This is a genomic window from Pseudovibrio sp. Ad37 (assembly GCF_001623075.1).
Lineage (GTDB): Bacteria > Pseudomonadota > Alphaproteobacteria > Rhizobiales > Stappiaceae > Pseudovibrio.
Window position 1 is genome coordinate 139,361 of the sequence record NZ_LMCF01000026.1, and the last position, 17,198, is coordinate 156,558.

Annotated in this window: 15 protein-coding genes; 8 read left to right on the top strand and 7 right to left on the bottom strand. The window is 52.0% G+C overall.

The features are described from left to right. The first annotated feature begins 280 nt into the window (after positions 1 to 280). From PsAD37_RS08220 to PsAD37_RS08235, 4 genes are all read left to right on the top strand, one after another. Positions 281 to 1,867: a peptide ABC transporter substrate-binding protein gene (locus PsAD37_RS08220; RefSeq protein WP_063295716.1), complete on the top strand. Its 1,587-nt coding sequence runs from the start codon at positions 281 to 283 to the stop codon at positions 1,865 to 1,867. A 105-nt stretch (positions 1,868 to 1,972) separates the two neighbouring features. After that, on the top strand, positions 1,973 to 2,896 hold the full coding sequence (oppB, locus tag PsAD37_RS08225) for an oligopeptide ABC transporter permease OppB (RefSeq protein WP_063295717.1): 924 nt from the start codon (positions 1,973 to 1,975) through the stop codon (positions 2,894 to 2,896). Between the two features lie 12 nt (positions 2,897 to 2,908). Next, on the top strand, positions 2,909 to 4,036 hold the full coding sequence (locus PsAD37_RS08230; RefSeq protein WP_057462784.1) for an ABC transporter permease subunit: 1,128 nt from the start codon (positions 2,909 to 2,911) through the stop codon (positions 4,034 to 4,036). Between the two features lie 9 nt (positions 4,037 to 4,045). Next, the gene (locus PsAD37_RS08235) at positions 4,046 to 5,656 is read left to right on the top strand and encodes an ABC transporter ATP-binding protein (RefSeq protein ID WP_063293277.1); all 1,611 of its coding nucleotides are present in this window, start codon (positions 4,046 to 4,048) and stop codon (positions 5,654 to 5,656) included. A 113-nt stretch (positions 5,657 to 5,769) separates the two neighbouring features. Here PsAD37_RS08235 and PsAD37_RS08240 read toward each other — a convergent pair whose 3' ends face one another. Then, positions 5,770 to 6,222, bottom strand: a complete 453-nt coding sequence (locus PsAD37_RS08240) for a DUF2000 domain-containing protein (protein WP_063295718.1) — start codon at positions 6,220 to 6,222, stop codon at positions 5,770 to 5,772. A 137-nt stretch (positions 6,223 to 6,359) separates the two neighbouring features. On the opposite strand from PsAD37_RS08240, the gene PsAD37_RS08245 reads away from it, so the two are divergent. After that, positions 6,360 to 6,854 (top strand): Lrp/AsnC family transcriptional regulator, encoded by a 495-nt coding sequence (locus PsAD37_RS08245; RefSeq protein WP_063295719.1) that lies wholly within the window; start codon positions 6,360 to 6,362, stop codon positions 6,852 to 6,854. A gap of 47 nt (positions 6,855 to 6,901) precedes the next feature. On the opposite strand, the gene PsAD37_RS08250 is transcribed toward PsAD37_RS08245, so the two are convergent. Next, positions 6,902 to 7,969, bottom strand: a complete 1,068-nt coding sequence (locus PsAD37_RS08250) for a dipeptidase (RefSeq protein WP_063295720.1) — start codon at positions 7,967 to 7,969, stop codon at positions 6,902 to 6,904. A gap of 195 nt (positions 7,970 to 8,164) precedes the next feature. Between PsAD37_RS08250 and PsAD37_RS08255 the strand changes: the two genes are divergently transcribed. Next, complete coding sequence (locus PsAD37_RS08255) at positions 8,165 to 8,479, top strand: cupin domain-containing protein (protein WP_063295721.1); 315 nt, start codon at positions 8,165 to 8,167, stop codon at positions 8,477 to 8,479. A 58-nt stretch (positions 8,480 to 8,537) separates the two neighbouring features. On the opposite strand, the gene PsAD37_RS08260 is transcribed toward PsAD37_RS08255, so the two are convergent. Then, positions 8,538 to 9,182 carry a hemolysin III family protein gene (locus PsAD37_RS08260; protein ID WP_063295722.1) on the bottom strand — a complete coding sequence of 215 codons (645 nt, stop codon included), beginning with the start codon at positions 9,180 to 9,182 and terminating at the stop codon, positions 8,538 to 8,540. Positions 9,183 to 9,644: 462 nt separating this feature from the next. Between PsAD37_RS08260 and PsAD37_RS08270 the strand changes: the two genes are divergently transcribed. Then, on the top strand, positions 9,645 to 11,111 hold the full coding sequence (locus tag PsAD37_RS08270; RefSeq protein ID WP_063295724.1) for an ATP-binding protein: 1,467 nt from the start codon (positions 9,645 to 9,647) through the stop codon (positions 11,109 to 11,111). Between the two features lie 7 nt (positions 11,112 to 11,118). Here PsAD37_RS08270 and PsAD37_RS08275 read toward each other — a convergent pair whose 3' ends face one another. Further along, entirely contained in the window at positions 11,119 to 11,982 is an 864-nt protein-coding gene (locus tag PsAD37_RS08275) for a hypothetical protein (RefSeq protein WP_063295752.1), read from the bottom strand. A gap of 224 nt (positions 11,983 to 12,206) precedes the next feature. After that, complete coding sequence (locus PsAD37_RS08280; RefSeq protein WP_063295725.1) at positions 12,207 to 13,097, bottom strand: DMT family transporter; 891 nt, start codon at positions 13,095 to 13,097, stop codon at positions 12,207 to 12,209. 382 nt (positions 13,098 to 13,479) lie between these two features. On the opposite strand from PsAD37_RS08280, the gene PsAD37_RS08285 reads away from it, so the two are divergent. Continuing rightward, the gene (locus PsAD37_RS08285) at positions 13,480 to 15,663 is read left to right on the top strand and encodes a malate synthase G (RefSeq protein WP_063295726.1); all 2,184 of its coding nucleotides are present in this window, start codon (positions 13,480 to 13,482) and stop codon (positions 15,661 to 15,663) included. Between the two features lie 70 nt (positions 15,664 to 15,733). Here the strand turns inward: PsAD37_RS08285 and PsAD37_RS08290 are convergent, their stop codons facing one another. Together PsAD37_RS08290 and PsAD37_RS08295 are read right to left on the bottom strand one after the other, a co-directional pair. Then, entirely contained in the window at positions 15,734 to 16,396 is a 663-nt protein-coding gene (locus PsAD37_RS08290; RefSeq protein ID WP_063295727.1) for a DUF1906 domain-containing protein, read from the bottom strand. A 133-nt stretch (positions 16,397 to 16,529) separates the two neighbouring features. Further along, the gene (locus tag PsAD37_RS08295) at positions 16,530 to 17,198 is read right to left on the bottom strand and encodes a DUF1906 domain-containing protein (protein WP_063295728.1); all 669 of its coding nucleotides are present in this window, start codon (positions 17,196 to 17,198) and stop codon (positions 16,530 to 16,532) included.

The window sequence follows — 17,198 nt, forward strand, 5'->3', positions numbered from 1 at the left end:
CCTGTGAAAAAAACGGGAGCTATAAATACCGGGCGTCATAGTGACGCGATTGCAAAAGATTCAGCAACGTAAGTTGAAAGATTATTTCTAATTTTAGTCTCAATTGGAAACAATGCTCCCATAATCGTTTATAATCTAAATAAGAGATTAAAATAATCTCCGATTACGAGGAAATTTTGATCCCTCGACACTTGCTATAATAACGCAACAGTGAAATGTTGCGGGCAACTGCCAGTCTCCAAATCTGGCGGAATGTAACTTGAGGAGAGGGGAGATCTGCATGATCAAGTCCATTCGTATGTCAGCGCTAGCTGCAGCCCTTATTGCTGCTACTTCGCTATCTGCCGCGGCTGAAACCGTATACAACCGTGGTAATTCCGCTGACCCAGAAACACTTGACCAGCATAAGACATCTACAACTTATGAAGCTCACATCCTGCGTGATCTTTATGAGGGTCTTGTTGCTTACAACGCGAAGGGTGAAATCATCCCCGGCGCGGCCGCAAGCTGGACTGTTTCTGACGATGGTCTGACATACACATTCAAGATGCGCGACGACGCAAAGTGGTCAAACGGCGATCCGGTTCTGGCTGGTGACTTCGTTTATTCCCTGCGCCGCATCATGAACCCAATGACCGGTGCGAAATACGCAAACGTTCTCTACCCTATCCTGAATTCTGAAGCCGTTAACAAAGGCGACATGGAAGGTGAGAAGCTCGGCGTTAAAGCAATTGATGACAAGACCCTTGAAATCAAGCTGCACGCTCCAACTCCTTACTTCATCCAGCTTCTGGCGCACCAGTCCGGTCTTCCGGTACACCCTGCATCCGTTGAAAAGTTCGGTACTGACTTTGTAAAGCCAGACAACATCGTTACCAACGGCGCATTCGTACTGTCCAGCTTCGTACCAAACGATGCAGTGACCGCAACGAAGAACCCATACTTCCATGATGCAGCAAACGTTGCTCTGGATGCAGTTAAGTACTATCCGACTGAAGACCGTGGTGCAGCTCTCCGCCGTTTCCAGGCTGGCGAACTGGACACCAACAACGATGCTCCACTGGAGCAGATTGACTTTATTCGTGGCACTTTGGGTAATCAGTTTAAAGTCGCACCATATCTCGGCAACTACTACTATGCGCTGAACCATGAATCCGAAGCTATGAAAGACCCTGATATACGTCAGGCTCTGTCCATGGCGATCGACCGTGAATTCCTTGCAGAAGACATCTGGGGTGGCACCATGGTTGCTGCTTACTCCCTCGTGCCTCCGGGAATCGACAACTACGGCGAACCAGCTTACGCTCCTTGGGCAGACACTGATCTGCTCGACCGTGAGGAAGAAGCTAAGAAGATTCTTGAATCCAAAGGTTACAACCAGAGCAACCCTCTGAAGGTTGAGATCCGTTACAACACCTCTGAGAATCACAAGAACACTGCTGTTGCAATTGCAGACATGTGGAAGCCTCTTGGCGTTGAAGTGTCCATGTTGAACACTGACACCAAGACCCACTACGCACACCTGCGTGATCGTGGTGACTTCGATGTTGCTCGCGCTGGTTGGGTTGGCGATTACTCAGACCCTCAGAACTTCCTGTTCCTGACTGAAAGCGACAACACAGGCTTCAACTACGCTCGCTACGACAACCCTGAGTACGATGGACTTATGGACGAAGCAGCGATAACTGTTGACCTTGAAAAGCGTGCAGCAATCCTGAAGAAAGCAGAAACGATCTTTATGCGTGATCTGCCATTCCTGCCTTTGATGTACTACGGCTCCAAGAACCTTGTTTCTGATAAGGTTTCCGGTTTCGAAACCAACCTGTTGGACGTGCATCCAAGCCGCTTCGTCAAGATTAACAAGTAATCTTTAACGCGACAGAAAATGCCAGTCATGCAGGATAGCTCATGGCTGGCATTTTTGTGAACTATCGGTAAATAAAAACGATAAACAACTGGAGAAGCAAGGCCCATGTTACGCTATGTCCTGAGCAGATTGCTCAGCGCGATACCGACCTTGTTCTTGATCATTACGATTTCCTTCTTCCTTATGCGCGTAGCGCCAGGTGGTCCGTTCGATCTGGAACGTCCATTGGAAGCAAAGGTTATGGAGAATCTGAACAAGATCTACAATTTGGACAAATCTCTTTGGGAGCAGTACCTCATTTATCTCAAGAGCGTATTGTCCGGTGATTTCGGTCCAAGTTTCTTCTTCCGAGATTTCTCGATCAATGAACTTTTCGCCCAAAGTCTTCCAATCTCCATGCAGCTCGGTCTTTCTGCACTGGCTCTTGCCCTGGCTGTTGGTGGGTTTTTGGGGGTTATCGCAGCGCTGCGCCAGAATAAAGGCGTCGATTACTCTGTGATGGCCGTTGCGACACTCGGGGTGACCATCCCGAACTTTGTTGTGGCACCAATTCTGACACTCATACTGGGTGTGCATTTTGGCTGGCTTCCTGTCGGGGGCTGGGGCGGTGGCGCCTTCGCCAACATGGTTCTGCCTGTCGTAACGCTGGCTCTTCCGCAGATTGCAGTTGTTGCCCGTTTGACCCGTGGTTCAATGATTGAAGCACTGCGTTCCAACCATGTCCGCACAGCACGCGCTTATGGCCTGTCCGGATACACCGTCGTTGTCATTCACGCTCTGCGTGGTGCCATCCTGCCGGTTGTGTCCTACCTCGGCCCTGCAGCGGCTGCATTGCTGACCGGTTCCGTCGTTATCGAAACCATCTTCGGTATCCCGGGTATTGGCCGCTACTTCGTACAAGGCGCTCTGAACCGTGACTACACACTCGTAATGGGTACTGTCGTAGTCGTCGCTTGTTTCGTCATTATCTTCAACCTCATCGTGGATCTGCTCTATGCAATGCTTGATCCTCGTGTGCGTTTTGACTGAGGACTCGAATTTATGAGTGTTACCTCCGACCAGCTGAAAGAAGCCCCGAAAATGGGCCGCTCGCTGTGGGATGACGCCCGTGATCGTCTTCTCGCAAACAAAGCAGCAGTGACCTCTCTGATCGTGCTGGCAGTGATCACACTGCTGTCCGTCGTCGGGCCAATGCTGACGCCGCACCCATACGATCAGGTTTATCGCGATTACGTGAAGCAGCCTGCGAGCCTGGAAGCTTATCCGAAGCAGGATGAGATCCAGCCAGCCTTTGCAAAAATTGCAAAGCGTGCTCGTATGACCGTCGACAGCTATGAGCTGAACGATGGCAAGGTGACTGCAACAGTAACATCCCGTCGTAAACTGGATGAGCGTTATGCACGTTACTTCGATCGTTCTGATCTGTTTGAGAGTGCTGCAATCAGCAACATCTCTTCAGATAAAAAGAGCGCGACTGTAACTGCTGACATTCAGTACATGCACTTCTACTTCGGTACGGATGCAAACGGCCGTGACATGCTCACCCGTACACTGATTGCAGGTCGTGTTTCCTTGACCATCGGTCTGCTGGCAACCTTCGTTGCAATCAGCATCGGTGTGTTCTGGGGGGCTGCCTCCGGTTACTTCGGTGGCAGGGTCGATCTGGTGATGATGCGTGTTGTAGATATCCTCTACTCACTGCCATTCATCTTCTTCGTGATCATGCTTGTTGTGTTCTTTGGCCGTAACTTCGTCCTGATGTTTATTGCCGTGGGCGCTGTTGAGTGGCTGGATATGGCGCGTATTGTGCGCGGTCAGACCCTGTCCATCAAACGCCAGGAATACGTACAGGCTGCGGAAGCTATGGGTGTTGAAGGTGGCGGAATTCTGAAGCGCCACATCATTCCAAACACCCTTGGTCCGGTTGTGATCTACATGACCCTGCTGGTACCAAAAGTGATCCTGCTGGAAAGCTTCCTGTCCTTCCTGGGCCTTGGTGTTCAGGAGCCAATGACCTCTTGGGGTGTGTTGATCTCCGAAGGTGCGCGTAACCTGCAAGGTGCTGCTTGGATGCTGGTGTTCCCGGCAATCTTCCTCACCTCCACATTGTTCGCGCTGAACTTCATCGGCGACGGTCTGCGCGATGCGCTGGACCCTAAGGATCGATAAGAGGACAGAATGAGCAAGATTAACGAAAACACTGTTCTTGAGATCGACACTCTTAAAGTTGATTTCGAAACCAACACCGGCATGGTTCACGCAGTAAAAGGCGTGAACATCCATGTGGACTCCGGCGAGACTGTTGCGATTGTGGGCGAGTCTGGCTCTGGTAAATCCCAGACCATGATGGCAGCCATGGGTCTTCTGGCAGGCAACGGCATCACCCACGGTGAAGTCCGTTACCGCGGCACGAACATCCTTGGGTCTTCCATTCGTCAGCTCAACAAGATCCGTGGTGCGAAAGTGACCATGATCTTCCAGGAGCCGATGACTTCTCTGGATCCGCTCTACTCCATTGAGCGCCAGCTCTGTGAGCCAATGGTTGAGCACGGGGAATACACCTGGGCAACAGCTAAAAAGCGCGCTGTAGAGCTTCTGGAGCTCGTGGGTATTCCTGAGCCGGCACGTAAAGTGAAGGCGTTCCCCTATGAGATGTCTGGTGGTCAGCGCCAGCGTGTCATGATCGCGATGGCGCTCGCAAACGATCCGGATATCCTGATCGCGGATGAGCCAACCACTGCGTTGGACGTGACCACTCAGGCTCAGATTCTTGAGTTGATGGCAGATCTTCAAAAACGCCTCGGCATGGCCGTTGTGTTCATCACCCACGATCTGGGTATTGTTGAGCGCATCTCCGACCGTGTGTATGTGATGAAGTCCGGTGAAGTTGTTGAAGAGGGCAACACCAAAGAAATCTTTGGTAATCCTCAGCACGACTACACCAAGATGCTGCTGGATGCAGAGCCAACCGGTTCTAAAGCCGTTGTACCTGACACCAACCCGATTGTTCTGGATGCAAAGGACGTGCGCGTTGAGTTTGAAACCGAAACTGGTTTCCTCAAGCCAAACCACGTGCTGCGCGCTGTAAACGACATTTCCATGGAAGTGCGTGAAGGCCAGACACTCGGCATCGTAGGCGAGTCCGGTTCCGGTAAATCCACTCTGGGCCGTGCTGTGCTTCAGCTTCTGCCAACAGCGGGTGGCCGTGTTGTCTACCTCGGAAACGACATCACCGGCGCAGCCAAAAAGAAGATGCAGCCGCTTCGTAAAGAAATGCAGCTCATCTTCCAGGATCCGTTCGGGTCTCTGTCTCCACGTATGACCGTGGGCCAGATCATCACCGAAGGTCTGTTGGTGCATGAGCCTCAGCTTTCAGCCAAGGAACGTGATCTGCGGGCTATCCAGGCGCTTGAAGAAGTGTCCATGGACCCGGCCATGCGCAACCGCTACCCACACGAGTTCTCTGGTGGTCAGCGTCAGCGTATCGCGATTGCACGCACCATGATCCTCAATCCAAAGCTTGTTGTGCTGGATGAGCCAACCTCCGCGTTGGACCGTACCGTGCAAAAGCAGGTGGTTGAGCTTCTGCGCAACCTGCAAAAAGAGCATGGCCTGACCTATCTCTTCATCTCACACGATCTGGCTGTGGTTCGTGCCATGTCCGATACTGTGATGGTGATGCAGAAAGGCGAAGTGGTTGAAAAGGGACTGGCAGAAGAAATCTTCTCCAACCCGAAAGAAGACTACACCAAAGAACTGCTCGAAGCTGCTGCCTTGAAGCCAGCTTGAAGCTAAGCGATCAAAGCTTTTAAAATTGAAAACCCCGGTGCACCGCGCCGGGGTTTTTTGCATGAAGTGAGAGAGGCTCACTGTCAAAGTACACCGCATCGTTTGCACTCAAACTATCTTAACAGCTTGAGCGCTCCCACAAGTGAGCGCACCAGTTTGCTTGGACCACAAATCCCTATCCCGTCTATCTTCTCTGTCTTCAGAGCCTGCGTGGGCACCAGCGCGTCATACTCAGCGAAAGAATGGATTGATCTGGCAAAGGTGGGAAAGACAACCAGAGTAATTTCGTCAAGGTGTGCGGAGGACTTCGTCAATAAGTTCTGCATTTGATCGACATTTGCCTGCAGGATAGGGACTGGACGATCCGCACTGCACTTGAAGGACACACCCTCACGGTCCGTTAAGGTTACTCCGGCCAGCCCGGTGTTTTCTGTTCCAATCCCAATTGATATGGCCCCGACCGTATTTGCGAGCAGACCCGTAGGTAAATCCGGGTCCGCCACAATCGCAAGCCGCAAATCCTGTTCACCTCGAAGTGGTTGTTTCTTGATTTGATTAGTAAGCATCCTTGTCTCCTTTATGGGGACAATATCTGGACGCAGAAGAGAAGGTCGATCTATCTTACCCAAAAATGAGCTATATATAGGTAGGTGCTACCTGAAAATCGCCAAAGTTAGGTATGCTCTACCAATGGGAGTGCAAAATGTCTCTTGAAAGTAGCGGGCAACAAAAGAAAGCTGTTCAGCTGGATGCTGCGGATAGGAAAATCCTTCAGGTTTTGCAGAAGGAGGGGCGCCTTTCAAATACTGAGCTTGCCGAAAAGGTGGGTATGTCCACCTCGCCGTGTTGGCGGCGCGTCAGACGGTTAGAGCAGGAAGGGGTGATCAGTAATTACGCCGCTCATCTGGATCGAAAAACTCTAGGCCTTGGTGTGTTCGTTGTCGTGATGATCCAGATTGACGCGCACAATGCAGAACAGGCCGTGGAGTTTGAAAAGGCTGTGCTGAAGCTTGAGCAGGTCATTGCCTGCTACTCAGTCGGAGGAGGAGTTGATTTCGTGCTGCAAGTGGTTTGCGAAGATCTTGATGCGTATGCCGAATTCTCAATGAACATCCTACGGCGCCTTCCGGGCATTAAAGCTATGGAAAGCAACTTTGTGCTCAAGGAACTAAAGCCGCTCACGGGCTGGCCTGTTTGACTGACATGCCAACCCATTTTTCACATCTTCGCGGCAAGGAAGGGGAATTAAATCCCCGCTCGCTCCAAAACGCTGATCCAGTTCTTATGCGCGATCTTGGCGATCAGGTCCTCACCGAAGTCTGCTTTGCGGAAGGCTTCGATCAGGTTTGGCAAACCAGCCACATCCTTGATGTCGTTGGCAACCAGACAGCCGTCATAGTCTGACCCAAGCGCAACCCCATCTTCACCCAGTTTGTTGATTAGATAGTCCGCATGGCGCAAGATCACGTCTAAAGGCATGTCAGAGTTCAGCTGTCCATCAGGGCGCAGGAAGAAGACCGCAAAGTTGATGCCCACCAGTCCCTTGGATTCAGCAATCGCATCAAGTTGCTTATCTGTCAGGTTCCGGCTCATCGGACAGATCTTGAACACGTTGGAATGGCTCGCCACGATCGGCTTGTCGGTGATCTTGGCCAGATCCCAAAAGCCTTTCTCATTCAAGTGAGACACGTCCAGCTGGATCTTACGGTGATTACACTGGCGCACCAGCTCTTTACCAACATCAGTAAGACCTGGGCCAATGTCTGGGCTATGCTCAAATTCCATCGGCACGCCATATCCGAAGATGGTCTCACGGCTCCAAACAGGACCGATAGAGCGCAAACCGCGATTATACAGCAGCTCTAGCGCTTCAAAGTCCTTGTCGATGCACTCGGCGCCTTCAACATGCAGCATCATCGCCAGTTGCTCAGCCGCCATTGCCTCCTTGATTGCAGCAGTTGAACGGCAGATCTTCACCTCGCCATTCCCCTTGGCTTCAAGGTCCTCTGCAATATCAAGAAGCTTCAGTGTATAATCCAGCGCCTCCTGTTGCGGCACGCCTTTGAAGTGTTCGGGACTTTTGAAGTCAACCTCTTTACCTTCTTTCGGCTTTGCTCTGACAGAAGGGGTAAACATGGCAAACAGACCACCAGCAAAACCGCCTTTGCGGGCGCGTGGCAGATCGATGTGATCGTGACCAGCCTCCTCAAAGAAACTGCGTTCCTTGGGAGTATTCGACTGACGCTCCAACGAGAGCAGCGTATCGTTATGGCCGTCAAAAACCGGAACCAGGTTGGAGGCAGTATCTGTCATGAAGAACTCCGAAAATGAAAATGCTATGAGAAAAACCAAATGTGAAAAGCAAAAGGGATCTACGCAAAGCCCAAGGCCACTGGCACAAAGCTAGGTCACATTGGCGGAATTTGAAACTACACTGTTAAATATTAAACCCTTAAAATCAATAGGATCAGCGGATATTTCTGGATGGTTTTACGAGGGAACAGCGCAATGGCGACAGTGATCAGAAGCTCTGACTTTACGGCAGACAAAGCCTGGGGTGCACAGCAGATTGCCAACATGAATGGCATTACCACACGGCTGCATTGGACGGATCAACCCTACAAGTGGCATGTGAATGAGGGGGAGGAAGTGTTTGTCGTACTGTCTGGATGCGTCGAGATGAAGTATCGCCAAAACGGCAAGGAACTCACCGCTCTATTGAACACAGGCGATATTTTCTATGCTTCAATCGGCACTGAACATTTAGCACAGCCCCGCGATGAGGCGCGTGTGCTGGTCGTTGAGACTGAGGGCAGTGTCTGATACCAGGCGATTTGGGGAAGGGGACTGCTGTCCCCGTCCTCGATCTTGAGCGAGTAGGTCAGGCCAAGCCGGGCAAGGCTACATCTACCATGATCATTGCGAAATGACAGGCCGCTGCTGACAACACAAAACCGTGCCAGATTGCGTTTTGGAATGGCAGGTTCTTCCAGATGTAAAACAGGGTGCCAACCGTATAGAGCCCACCGCCGGTCGCAAGCAGCGTGAAGCCTGCTAGGGATAGCTCATTGTAAATCGGAACAATCGCAAAGAAGCTCACCCAGCCCATCGCCAGATAAATAGGCACAGCCAGCTTATCCATGGAAGTAATGTGCAAGATCTTGATGGCCGCACCTGCCACCGCACAAATCCAGATCCCAACGAGCATGGAAATCCCAAGCCATCCGCCAAGAACCATCAGGCATAGGGGAGTGTAGGTACCAGCAATAAGGAAATAGATTGCAGAATGGTCCAGCCGGCGCAGGATGCCAATCCTATTATCTTTCTGCAAAATATTGTAGGTCGCAGAGCAGACAAGCATGGCCAACAGCGTGCCAGCATATATGTAGATGCTGATTTGCCGGGCGTAATCATCCGCCGCCCACAAGACCATAACAAAGGCTGTCGTTGCAGCAGCTCCAAACGCAATGCCCACAACGTGGATGACGCCGTCAACCACTCGTTCTGCGTAGGTTTCTTCCCTCATCCGCGGACAATCCCCCAATTAATCCAATATATACCCTCTTCCATAATGCAGGTCCAAGCTCGCAAACTCAACTGTAACTAAGTTGCAATCTGGTCATTTACTGGGCAATTCTCAATTCTGAAGGTCATGCCCTTGGAAATCGGGCATATCCAATTGCCAGTCTCGCCCAGATGTGGCATTGCCTCTCTCGGCTTCCCAAAAGAAGCTGCTCTGATTTGAAGGACCCATTGGGCTCTGTGGGAAAGAACGCGAAAGCGAAACAGCTTCTTTGCAATTTTCCTTAGAATCGGAGATTTTGCGCTGACTTCCCAAGCAGCAGTTGATGTCATTTTCGGGTTTGTAAGCGTTGGCTCTTGCCAGCGTCAAAATCTGAGAAGCGAACCGCAGCGCACTTTAAAGAACGTTTATTGCCGATACCCGGTTAATCACCTGCCTCTTGCGAGGCGCAACAAGAGATTTTGAATGACGGTCAGCATCGAAATGGGTGTCAAACCTAATGGCACCTCCTCTGTTGTCGATCTTGAAGAATTGCTTGCAACGCGATTACTCGTGCAGGGAAACTCCGGCTCGGGCAAATCGCACCTGCTACGCCGCCTGATGGAGCAAAGCGCGCCATGGGTGCAACAGGTGGTGATTGACCCGGAAGGCGACTTTGTCTCGCTGGCAGATGAGTTTGGGCATGTGGTGATTGAGGCGACCATGAATGATCGCGAACTCACCATGATCGCCGCCCGCGTGCGCCAGCACCGCATTTCCGTCATTCTCAACCTGGAACATCTGGAACCGGACAAGCAGCTCAAAGCCGCTGCCGCCTTCCTGAACGGCTTGTTCGATTCCGACCGCCAGTACTGGTATCCGGTTCTGGTTGTCGTGGATGAGGCCCAGCTGTTTGCGCCTTCCGCCTCTGGTGACTACGGCGAAGAAGCCCGACGCCTTTCCCTGATGGCCATGACCAACCTCATGTGTCGTGGTCGTAAGCGTGGTCTGGCCGGTATCATCGCAACCCAGCGTCTGGCAAAGCTTGCCAAGAACGTGGCGGCGGAAGCCTCCAACTTCCTGATGGGCCGTACCTTCCTCGATATTGATATGGCTCGCGCCTCCGACTTGCTCGGCATGGACCGGCGTCAGGCAGAACAGTTCCGTAACCTGGAACGCGGACAGTTCATCTCCCTCGGCCCTGCAATGACCCGTCGACCACAAAAGGTGGTTATTGGCGAAGTTGTCACTGGCAGCCGTGGTGGCTCGCCAAAGCTGATGCCAATGCCGAACCAGCCCGTTGAAACAGCTGCTGAATTGATCTTCACAGCAACGGATAATGATCCGGTGTTACACAACAACCGTGTGGCCGCGCCTTCTGCAAAAGACGTTATGCTGCAGCTGTCACAAACAGCCGCCAGCAATATGCAGGCGCAGCATAGGGAAGTTGTTGAAGCCGAGCCGGAGGACCTCTTCAATCTGGAAGAGAAGAACCAGCAGTATCAGGAGATCATCGCCAAGATCCTTGAAGACCCTGAAGCTGCCTTCGCACCGGTTTCACAGCTCTATCAGGATTTTCAGGTCCGCTGCCGCATTGATCGGCTGAAGTCCCAGGATCTTGCCAAGTTCCGTAAGCTTCTTTCCGTGGCCCGTGCTGGTGTTGATAAAAAAGAAGTCGAAGAAGGCGATTGGCAGCAAGCAGAAGTGATTGCCGGACAGCTGCCAGAAGAGATGCGCGGCGTCTATCTTCTGCTGGCAAAAGCGGCCTTTGCAGATGAGCCGTGCCCGGAAGATCTGGATATCGCGAAAGCGTATGGCACCCGCTCACCGGGCAGAGCGCGCTGGCTGCTCACCCATATGGAAGAGCAGGGCTTCATCATCTGCGCCAGCGATCTGCGTGGAAACCGTATCGTGACCCTGCCGGATATCGGCAAGCAAACCGCAACCAAATAAGCCTTAGTCAGCGGCCATCCGGCAAGGAGTGGCCGCCCGCAGGCCCATCCACTTCATCAAAAAAGGTTGTCTCGGTGCTCCGCGAGCAGGTCGAGCATAAATGCGGTTTGGATGGCAGCACATACTTCAGGCAACACGCCTTACGCCGTGGGGCATACTCTGTCAGCCCCTCTTGCTGACGTTGCCGCCAGACAATCCCGCCATTGATCTTTTTCCCAAGGCTCGCAAGATAGGCGCGCATCAAGCTCGCCACATCTGATGGCTTTGCACCATGACGACGCAAGACAAGAAACGGCGATATGATGGAAACAGCCACGGTGGAATAAAACACTGAAGGCGCCACTTTTCGCCGCCCGAGCTCCCGGTGGAAGACCTGAATGATTTCTTCAAAGCAAATGGAAAGTGCGAACAGCTCCGCAGGGCCCTGGTCTGGATTAAGCTCGAAATCCTCTTCCGAAAGGCGTGGGTCAAAGAAAATCTCTACCCAGGGGCCTTTGCCATGCAGGACAAACCGTAGTTCATCAATACGCGGTGCGCGACCACTCAAAAGGTAGCTGACTGATATCCGGTTGAGCAGGATCTGGCAGATTGTCTTCAAGGCAAGACTTGCAGCAATCTTTGTCGTTGGGGCTCCACGATCTTCCTTGATGTAGTCAATCATACGCTTTGCAACCAGACCGAAGTTGCTGTCAAATCCGGAAAATTCCCGCAGCTCTGCAGCCACTACATGCGGTGCGGGCGCGGTGATTGCCCGTGCAGCAACCAGCTCACCACCTTCAGGCAGAGCATCTTCAATGAGGCCAGCAAAACGTGCGGGAATACCCGCCGTTTCGAAAGTGGGAATATCTGAGGGCGATAGACCGGTGGACACTGCCTGCAAAACCTCTGGATCTACGACTGCGCATATCCGGAATGTGGAATTGAATTTCCGAAATGGATACGCTGAAACTTATAGTTACGAGGCGCGCATGTTTGGCTGACAGTTGGCTGAACACGACACAACAACACTTTCGCGTTACTTAGCACAAAAACAAAGTCTACCGAAATGGTAGACTTTGAAGTCTGTGAGTAATGCACCTGTCTGTTGCAAATGGGTCAGGCTTTCGCCTTGTTGGCTCGCTTCTCCCAGGCAAATTTCTCTGCAATCCAGATCCCGCCCAGCACCAGTGCCAGAGCAGCACCATGATAAAACGCAAATAGTTCCCCAAGCAGCACAATTGCCATCACCGATGCAAACACCGGAACCAGATTGACAAAAACACCAGCCCGGTTGGGGCCAATCAGTTCCACCCCACGCATATAGAAAATCTGAGCAAGGAATGATGGGCAAAGTGAGATGTACAAAATAACGAGCCAACCTTGCACAGAAGGCCAGACCAACGTCTCCTGACTGTATTCAACCGCCAGCATCGGAAGTGACACCAGGGAAGCCACAAAGGCCATCACTGCAAAAAAGGCAAGCGCAGGGACCTTGGGGCGGTTTCTCAAAGCGAGCGTGTAGCCTGCGTAAAACACCGCCGCGACCAGCATCAGCGCATCACCCGGATTGATGTGCAAATTGAGCAGAACCTGAAGACTGCCCTGACTGGCCACAACGAAAACACCAAGCAATGTCAGCAAAATGCCGATGAATTGGATTAGCGTCACCCGAGCGCCAAACAGGAAGTAAGCCCCAATCACAACGATCATCGGAATGGAACCCTGCAAGATGCCCATGTTCACCGCTGTGGTGTTGTGAGCTGCCAGATAAAACAGGCCATTGAAGCCGGAGAACCCGAAGGCGGCCATCAAGGCGATGCTGATCAGGTGAGGGCGGATGTCCGCCCAGGACGCAACAAGATCCCGCCAGGCAATCAGGCTCATGAGCGCGGCCACAATCCCCCATCGCAAGAACACGATCACCATAGGTGAAACATGCCCCACAGCAAGCTGACTGGCCACGGCGTTGCCGCTCCACATGAGTGTGGTCAACACCAGAAGCAGCATAGGCCTGCTGTACAGCGAGGTGAAAATAGGCATGTAAAAAGTCCGTCGGTGAGCGGGCAGAAGGCACCGCTGAAAAGGAGCAGCCACCCTTCACCGTCCCCCTAACAAATGCAAGGTGAATTTCCGCAAGGGCTGTAGAGGTTTCATCAAGTATGCCGTTTTGCTTGGCATGCCGTCTTGAAATGCACGCAAATCCACCCAAAATCAAAGCATTAGACCGCGTGACCAAAGCTTGTCATTCAATCACCTGTGTTTTGAAAGAGCCGGAAACGAATTGATGCATTGAAACTTGAGATTGAATTTGCAAGGGTTTGGTTTGAAAAACTCAGCGGCAGGAAGTGACGGCATATCCTGCTAAAAAATGACAATACGAGGGGGACCCATGTCGCAAAGAGTAAGTGTTGCATCACTACAGGTTTCACCAGAGCTCCATGACTTCATCGAAAAAGAAGCGCTTCCGGGAACCGGTGTGTCATCCGATCAGTTCTGGGAAGGCTTTTCGCAGATCATCAAGGATCTGACACCGAAGAACCGCGAGTTGCTCCAGATCCGTGAAGATATCCAGACCAAGATTGACGACTGGCACAAAGCCAATCCCGGTACCATTGATCTTGAAAGCTACAAGGCATTCCTCAAAGAGCTCGGCTACCTCTTGCCAGAGGGTGACAGCTTTGAAGTTGAGACAGACAATGTAGACCCGGAAATCGCAGAGATTGCAGGCCCTCAGCTCGTTGTGCCAGTGATGAATGCGCGCTACGCCCTTAACGCAGCCAATGCACGCTGGGGCTCCCTGTATGACGCGCTCTATGGCACCGATGCCATGGGTACGACACCACAAGCAGGCGGGTATGACGAAAAGCGCGGCGCAGAAGTGATCGCTTACGCCCGCAAAAAGCTGGATGAAGCTCTGCCGTTGGATGAAGGCAGCTGGGTTGATGTCAAAGAATTCGCCATTATGGGTGGTTCTCTGGCCCTGACCCTTGAAAACGAAGACATGGCTGGCCTGCAGGATCCGCTCGGGTTTGTTGGCTATGCAGGCGACAAAGACGCGCCAACCTCTATCCTGCTGCAGAAAAACGGCCTGCACTTTGATGTTCTGTTTGACAGCTCCAGCCCGATCGGCGCTGCGGACAAAGCTGGCATCAGCGATATCATTTTAGAATCTGCCATCTCCACAATCATGGACTGCGAAGACTCTGTTGCTGCCGTCGATGGTGAAGACAAAGCACTAGCCTACCGCAATTGGCTGGGCCTGATGAGCGGCGATCTGAAGGAAGAAGTCGCAAAAGGCGGCAAAACCTTCACCCGTACGTTGAATGCTGACCGCCACTATACAGATGCGCAGGGTGATGCATTGGCTCTGAAAGGGCGCTCCCTGATGCTGGTGCGCAACGTTGGCCATCTGATGACCAATCCGGCAATCCTTGATGAGGACGGCAATGAGGTCTTCGAAGGCATCATGGACGCCATGGTGACAGCTCTTTGTGCAGTGCATGACATTGGCCTGCGCAAAGGTGCAACAGCCCGCAACATGAACTCTGTGGCTGGCTCGGTTTACATCGTGAAACCAAAGATGCATGGCCCGGAAGAAGTCACCTTCGCAAACGAGCTGTTTGGCCACGTTGAAGACGTTCTGGAACTGCCGCGCAACACCTTGAAAATGGGTATCATGGATGAGGAACGCCGCACCACGGTCAACCTCAAAGAGTGCATTCGCGCAGCCAAAGCCCGTGTCTGCTTCATCAACACCGGCTTCCTTGATCGCACTGGTGATGAAATCCACACCTCCATGGAAGCTGGCCCGATGATCCGCAAGGCGGACATGAAGCAAGCAGCATGGATCAACGCTTATGAGAACCACAACGTGGACACCGGTCTTGCCTGCGGTTTGAGAGAGCATGCACAAATAGGTAAAGGCATGTGGGCTATGCCGGACCTGATGCACGCTATGTTGGAGCAGAAGATCGGGCATCCAAAAGCCGGTGCCAACACCGCATGGGTTCCATCTCCAACCGCAGCAACCTTGCATGCCATGCATTACCATCAGGTCTGTGTGCCAGCCGTTCAGGAAGAACTGGCAAGCCGCGAGCCAGCCAAGCTGGACGACATTCTGTCTATTCCGGTTGCGACCAATCCAAACTGGACGCCGGAAGATATTCAGGCGGAAGTTGAGAACAACGCACAAGGTATCCTTGGTTATGTTGTCCGCTGGGTAGAACACGGTACTGGTTGTTCCAAGGTGCTGGACATTCACAACGTGGCCTTGATGGAAGACCGTGCCACCTGCCGCATCTCTTCCCAGCACATCGCCAACTGGCTGCATCACAATGTCTGCTCAAAAGAGCAAGTGATGGAGATAATGAAGCGCATGGCCGCTGTGGTGGATGAGCAGAACGCGGGCGATGCGGCCTATCACAATATGGCACCGGACTTCGACAACTCTGTCGCCTTCCAGGCTGCTTGTGATCTGGTATTCAAAGGCCGCGTCCAGCCAAGCGGTTACACCGAACCTGTCCTGCACCAACGCCGTTTGGAAGCAAAAGCCAAGTTCGGCGTTTCAGCATAAAAGAGAAAACCCTGCGCAGTCCCAAACAACTGCGCAGGGTTCGCTTAAATGATACTCTAAGAGTCTGAACTCAGCTGTCATCCTTGGGTACAAGGTGGGTAAAGCCGCCAAAATCGCCGTTTGTCAGGTTGATTGTGTCACCATCAAACTCAGTCCCTGAAATTTTTATAGCCGGCCCTTGTAGGATGTTCCACTTTCTGGAATCGCGGAATTTCTTGTAGTCGCGAAACCCTTGTGACTGGCTTAACCATGTCAGATCCACAAGGCCGTCTTGCAAGGCATTGGCGGCAACCAATCCATTTCCATAGATGCCAATCTTGTAAGGATTTCCGGCCTTTTCAAAGACTGACTGGATTTCTTTGAAGTAGGGCGTGATGTAGTGCACGTAGTCGTAATAGGACGCGTCATAGTCAACGGCAAAGTAGATGCCAGAGCCTTTGGGCTGCCTGATTACATCCTGCGCCAGATGCAGCGCTTGTTGAGCTTGCTGTGTTCCTGCAGCACTCGTAAAGGAGGATGGCCTGTCGTTGCTATCCTCATATACAGTGATGATGGAAAGGCCCGCAGCAATCAACTGCTGGGCTTCCGTTGGCTGCAACTGCTTCCACTTGGAAAAAGAGTAGTAACGCCCAACGGCCTTGTACCCTTTCTTGGCGATCGCGCTCGCCAGCACTTCCACACCTTCAGCTGTATCAACGGCAGGTTCGGTCTTGATGCCTTTATCGTCAGTCATTGCTTCTCTGCTTCTTATTGTTATGCAGAGTGATGACGAACATGAGAGAAAGACCGTGAGAGCCTACCAGTTCCAATGGTTAGCGAAGTTATACGCTGGGTTTGGAAGGATGATCCAATGGAAGGTTTAGACCTCATTTGGAGCAGGAAGGAGTTGCAAAGCCTCCAAAGCCACCATAAGAGCCTCGGTTCAGATTGAGCGTGTCCTGATCGTATTGAGTACCAGCAATTGTCACGTAAGGACCTTGAAGAATGTTCCAGTCTCCAGATTGCTTGTATTCCTGATAGTCATAGTAACCCGTTGACTGAGAAAGCCATGTCAGGTTGGCAAGACCATCATCTTTGGCACAGGAACAGACGAGACCATTGCCATAAACGCCCACATGGTAGGGATAGCCAAAGGAAGCAAAAACATCGTTGATCGCTCTCAGGTAAGGCCTGATGTAATGGGTGTAGTCATAGCTTGATGCATCATAATCGACAGCAAAATAGATGCCGGTTTGCCTTGGCTGATGGATGACGGCATCTGCCTGATAAAGTGCTCGTAGCGCCTGTTGAATTCCAATTTCTGATGAGAAATAGGACGGAGCATCATTGCTGTCTTCATAAACCACAAAGATGTTCAGGTCGGCTGCAAAGAGCTCAGAGGCTTCTGCTCTGGTTAACTGTTTCCAGCTGTGCTGGGAGTAATAACGTCCCACGGCTTTGTAGCCATCTTGAGCAAGTGTTTCGGCGGAATTACCGGCATTTGATGCTGTATCAAGTGCTGGCAGCAAGAGTTTAGGAGAGGTTGGATCTGTCAT

Excerpts from the sequence above, each read along its gene's own strand:
- PsAD37_RS08220 (WP_063295716.1), top strand. The coding sequence starts at position 281 with ATGATCAAGTCCATTCGTATGTCAGCGCTAGCTGCAGCCCTTATTGCT.
- oppB (WP_063295717.1), top strand. The coding sequence starts at position 1,973 with ATGTTACGCTATGTCCTGAGCAGATTGCTCAGCGCGATACCGACCTTG.
- PsAD37_RS08230 (WP_057462784.1), top strand. The coding sequence starts at position 2,909 with ATGAGTGTTACCTCCGACCAGCTGAAAGAAGCCCCGAAAATGGGCCGC.
- PsAD37_RS08235 (WP_063293277.1), top strand. The coding sequence starts at position 4,046 with ATGAGCAAGATTAACGAAAACACTGTTCTTGAGATCGACACTCTTAAA.
- PsAD37_RS08240 (WP_063295718.1), bottom strand. The coding sequence starts at position 6,222 with ATGCTTACTAATCAAATCAAGAAACAACCACTTCGAGGTGAACAGGAT.
- PsAD37_RS08245 (WP_063295719.1), top strand. The coding sequence starts at position 6,360 with ATGTCTCTTGAAAGTAGCGGGCAACAAAAGAAAGCTGTTCAGCTGGAT.
- PsAD37_RS08250 (WP_063295720.1), bottom strand. The coding sequence starts at position 7,969 with ATGACAGATACTGCCTCCAACCTGGTTCCGGTTTTTGACGGCCATAAC.
- PsAD37_RS08255 (WP_063295721.1), top strand. The coding sequence starts at position 8,165 with ATGGCGACAGTGATCAGAAGCTCTGACTTTACGGCAGACAAAGCCTGG.
- PsAD37_RS08260 (WP_063295722.1), bottom strand. The coding sequence starts at position 9,182 with ATGAGGGAAGAAACCTACGCAGAACGAGTGGTTGACGGCGTCATCCAC.
- PsAD37_RS08270 (WP_063295724.1), top strand. The coding sequence starts at position 9,645 with ATGACGGTCAGCATCGAAATGGGTGTCAAACCTAATGGCACCTCCTCT.
- PsAD37_RS08280 (WP_063295725.1), bottom strand. The coding sequence starts at position 13,097 with ATGCTGCTTCTGGTGTTGACCACACTCATGTGGAGCGGCAACGCCGTG.
- PsAD37_RS08285 (WP_063295726.1), top strand. The coding sequence starts at position 13,480 with ATGTCGCAAAGAGTAAGTGTTGCATCACTACAGGTTTCACCAGAGCTC.
- PsAD37_RS08290 (WP_063295727.1), bottom strand. The coding sequence starts at position 16,396 with ATGACTGACGATAAAGGCATCAAGACCGAACCTGCCGTTGATACAGCT.
- PsAD37_RS08295 (WP_063295728.1), bottom strand. The coding sequence starts at position 17,198 with ATGACAGATCCAACCTCTCCTAAACTCTTGCTGCCAGCACTTGATACA.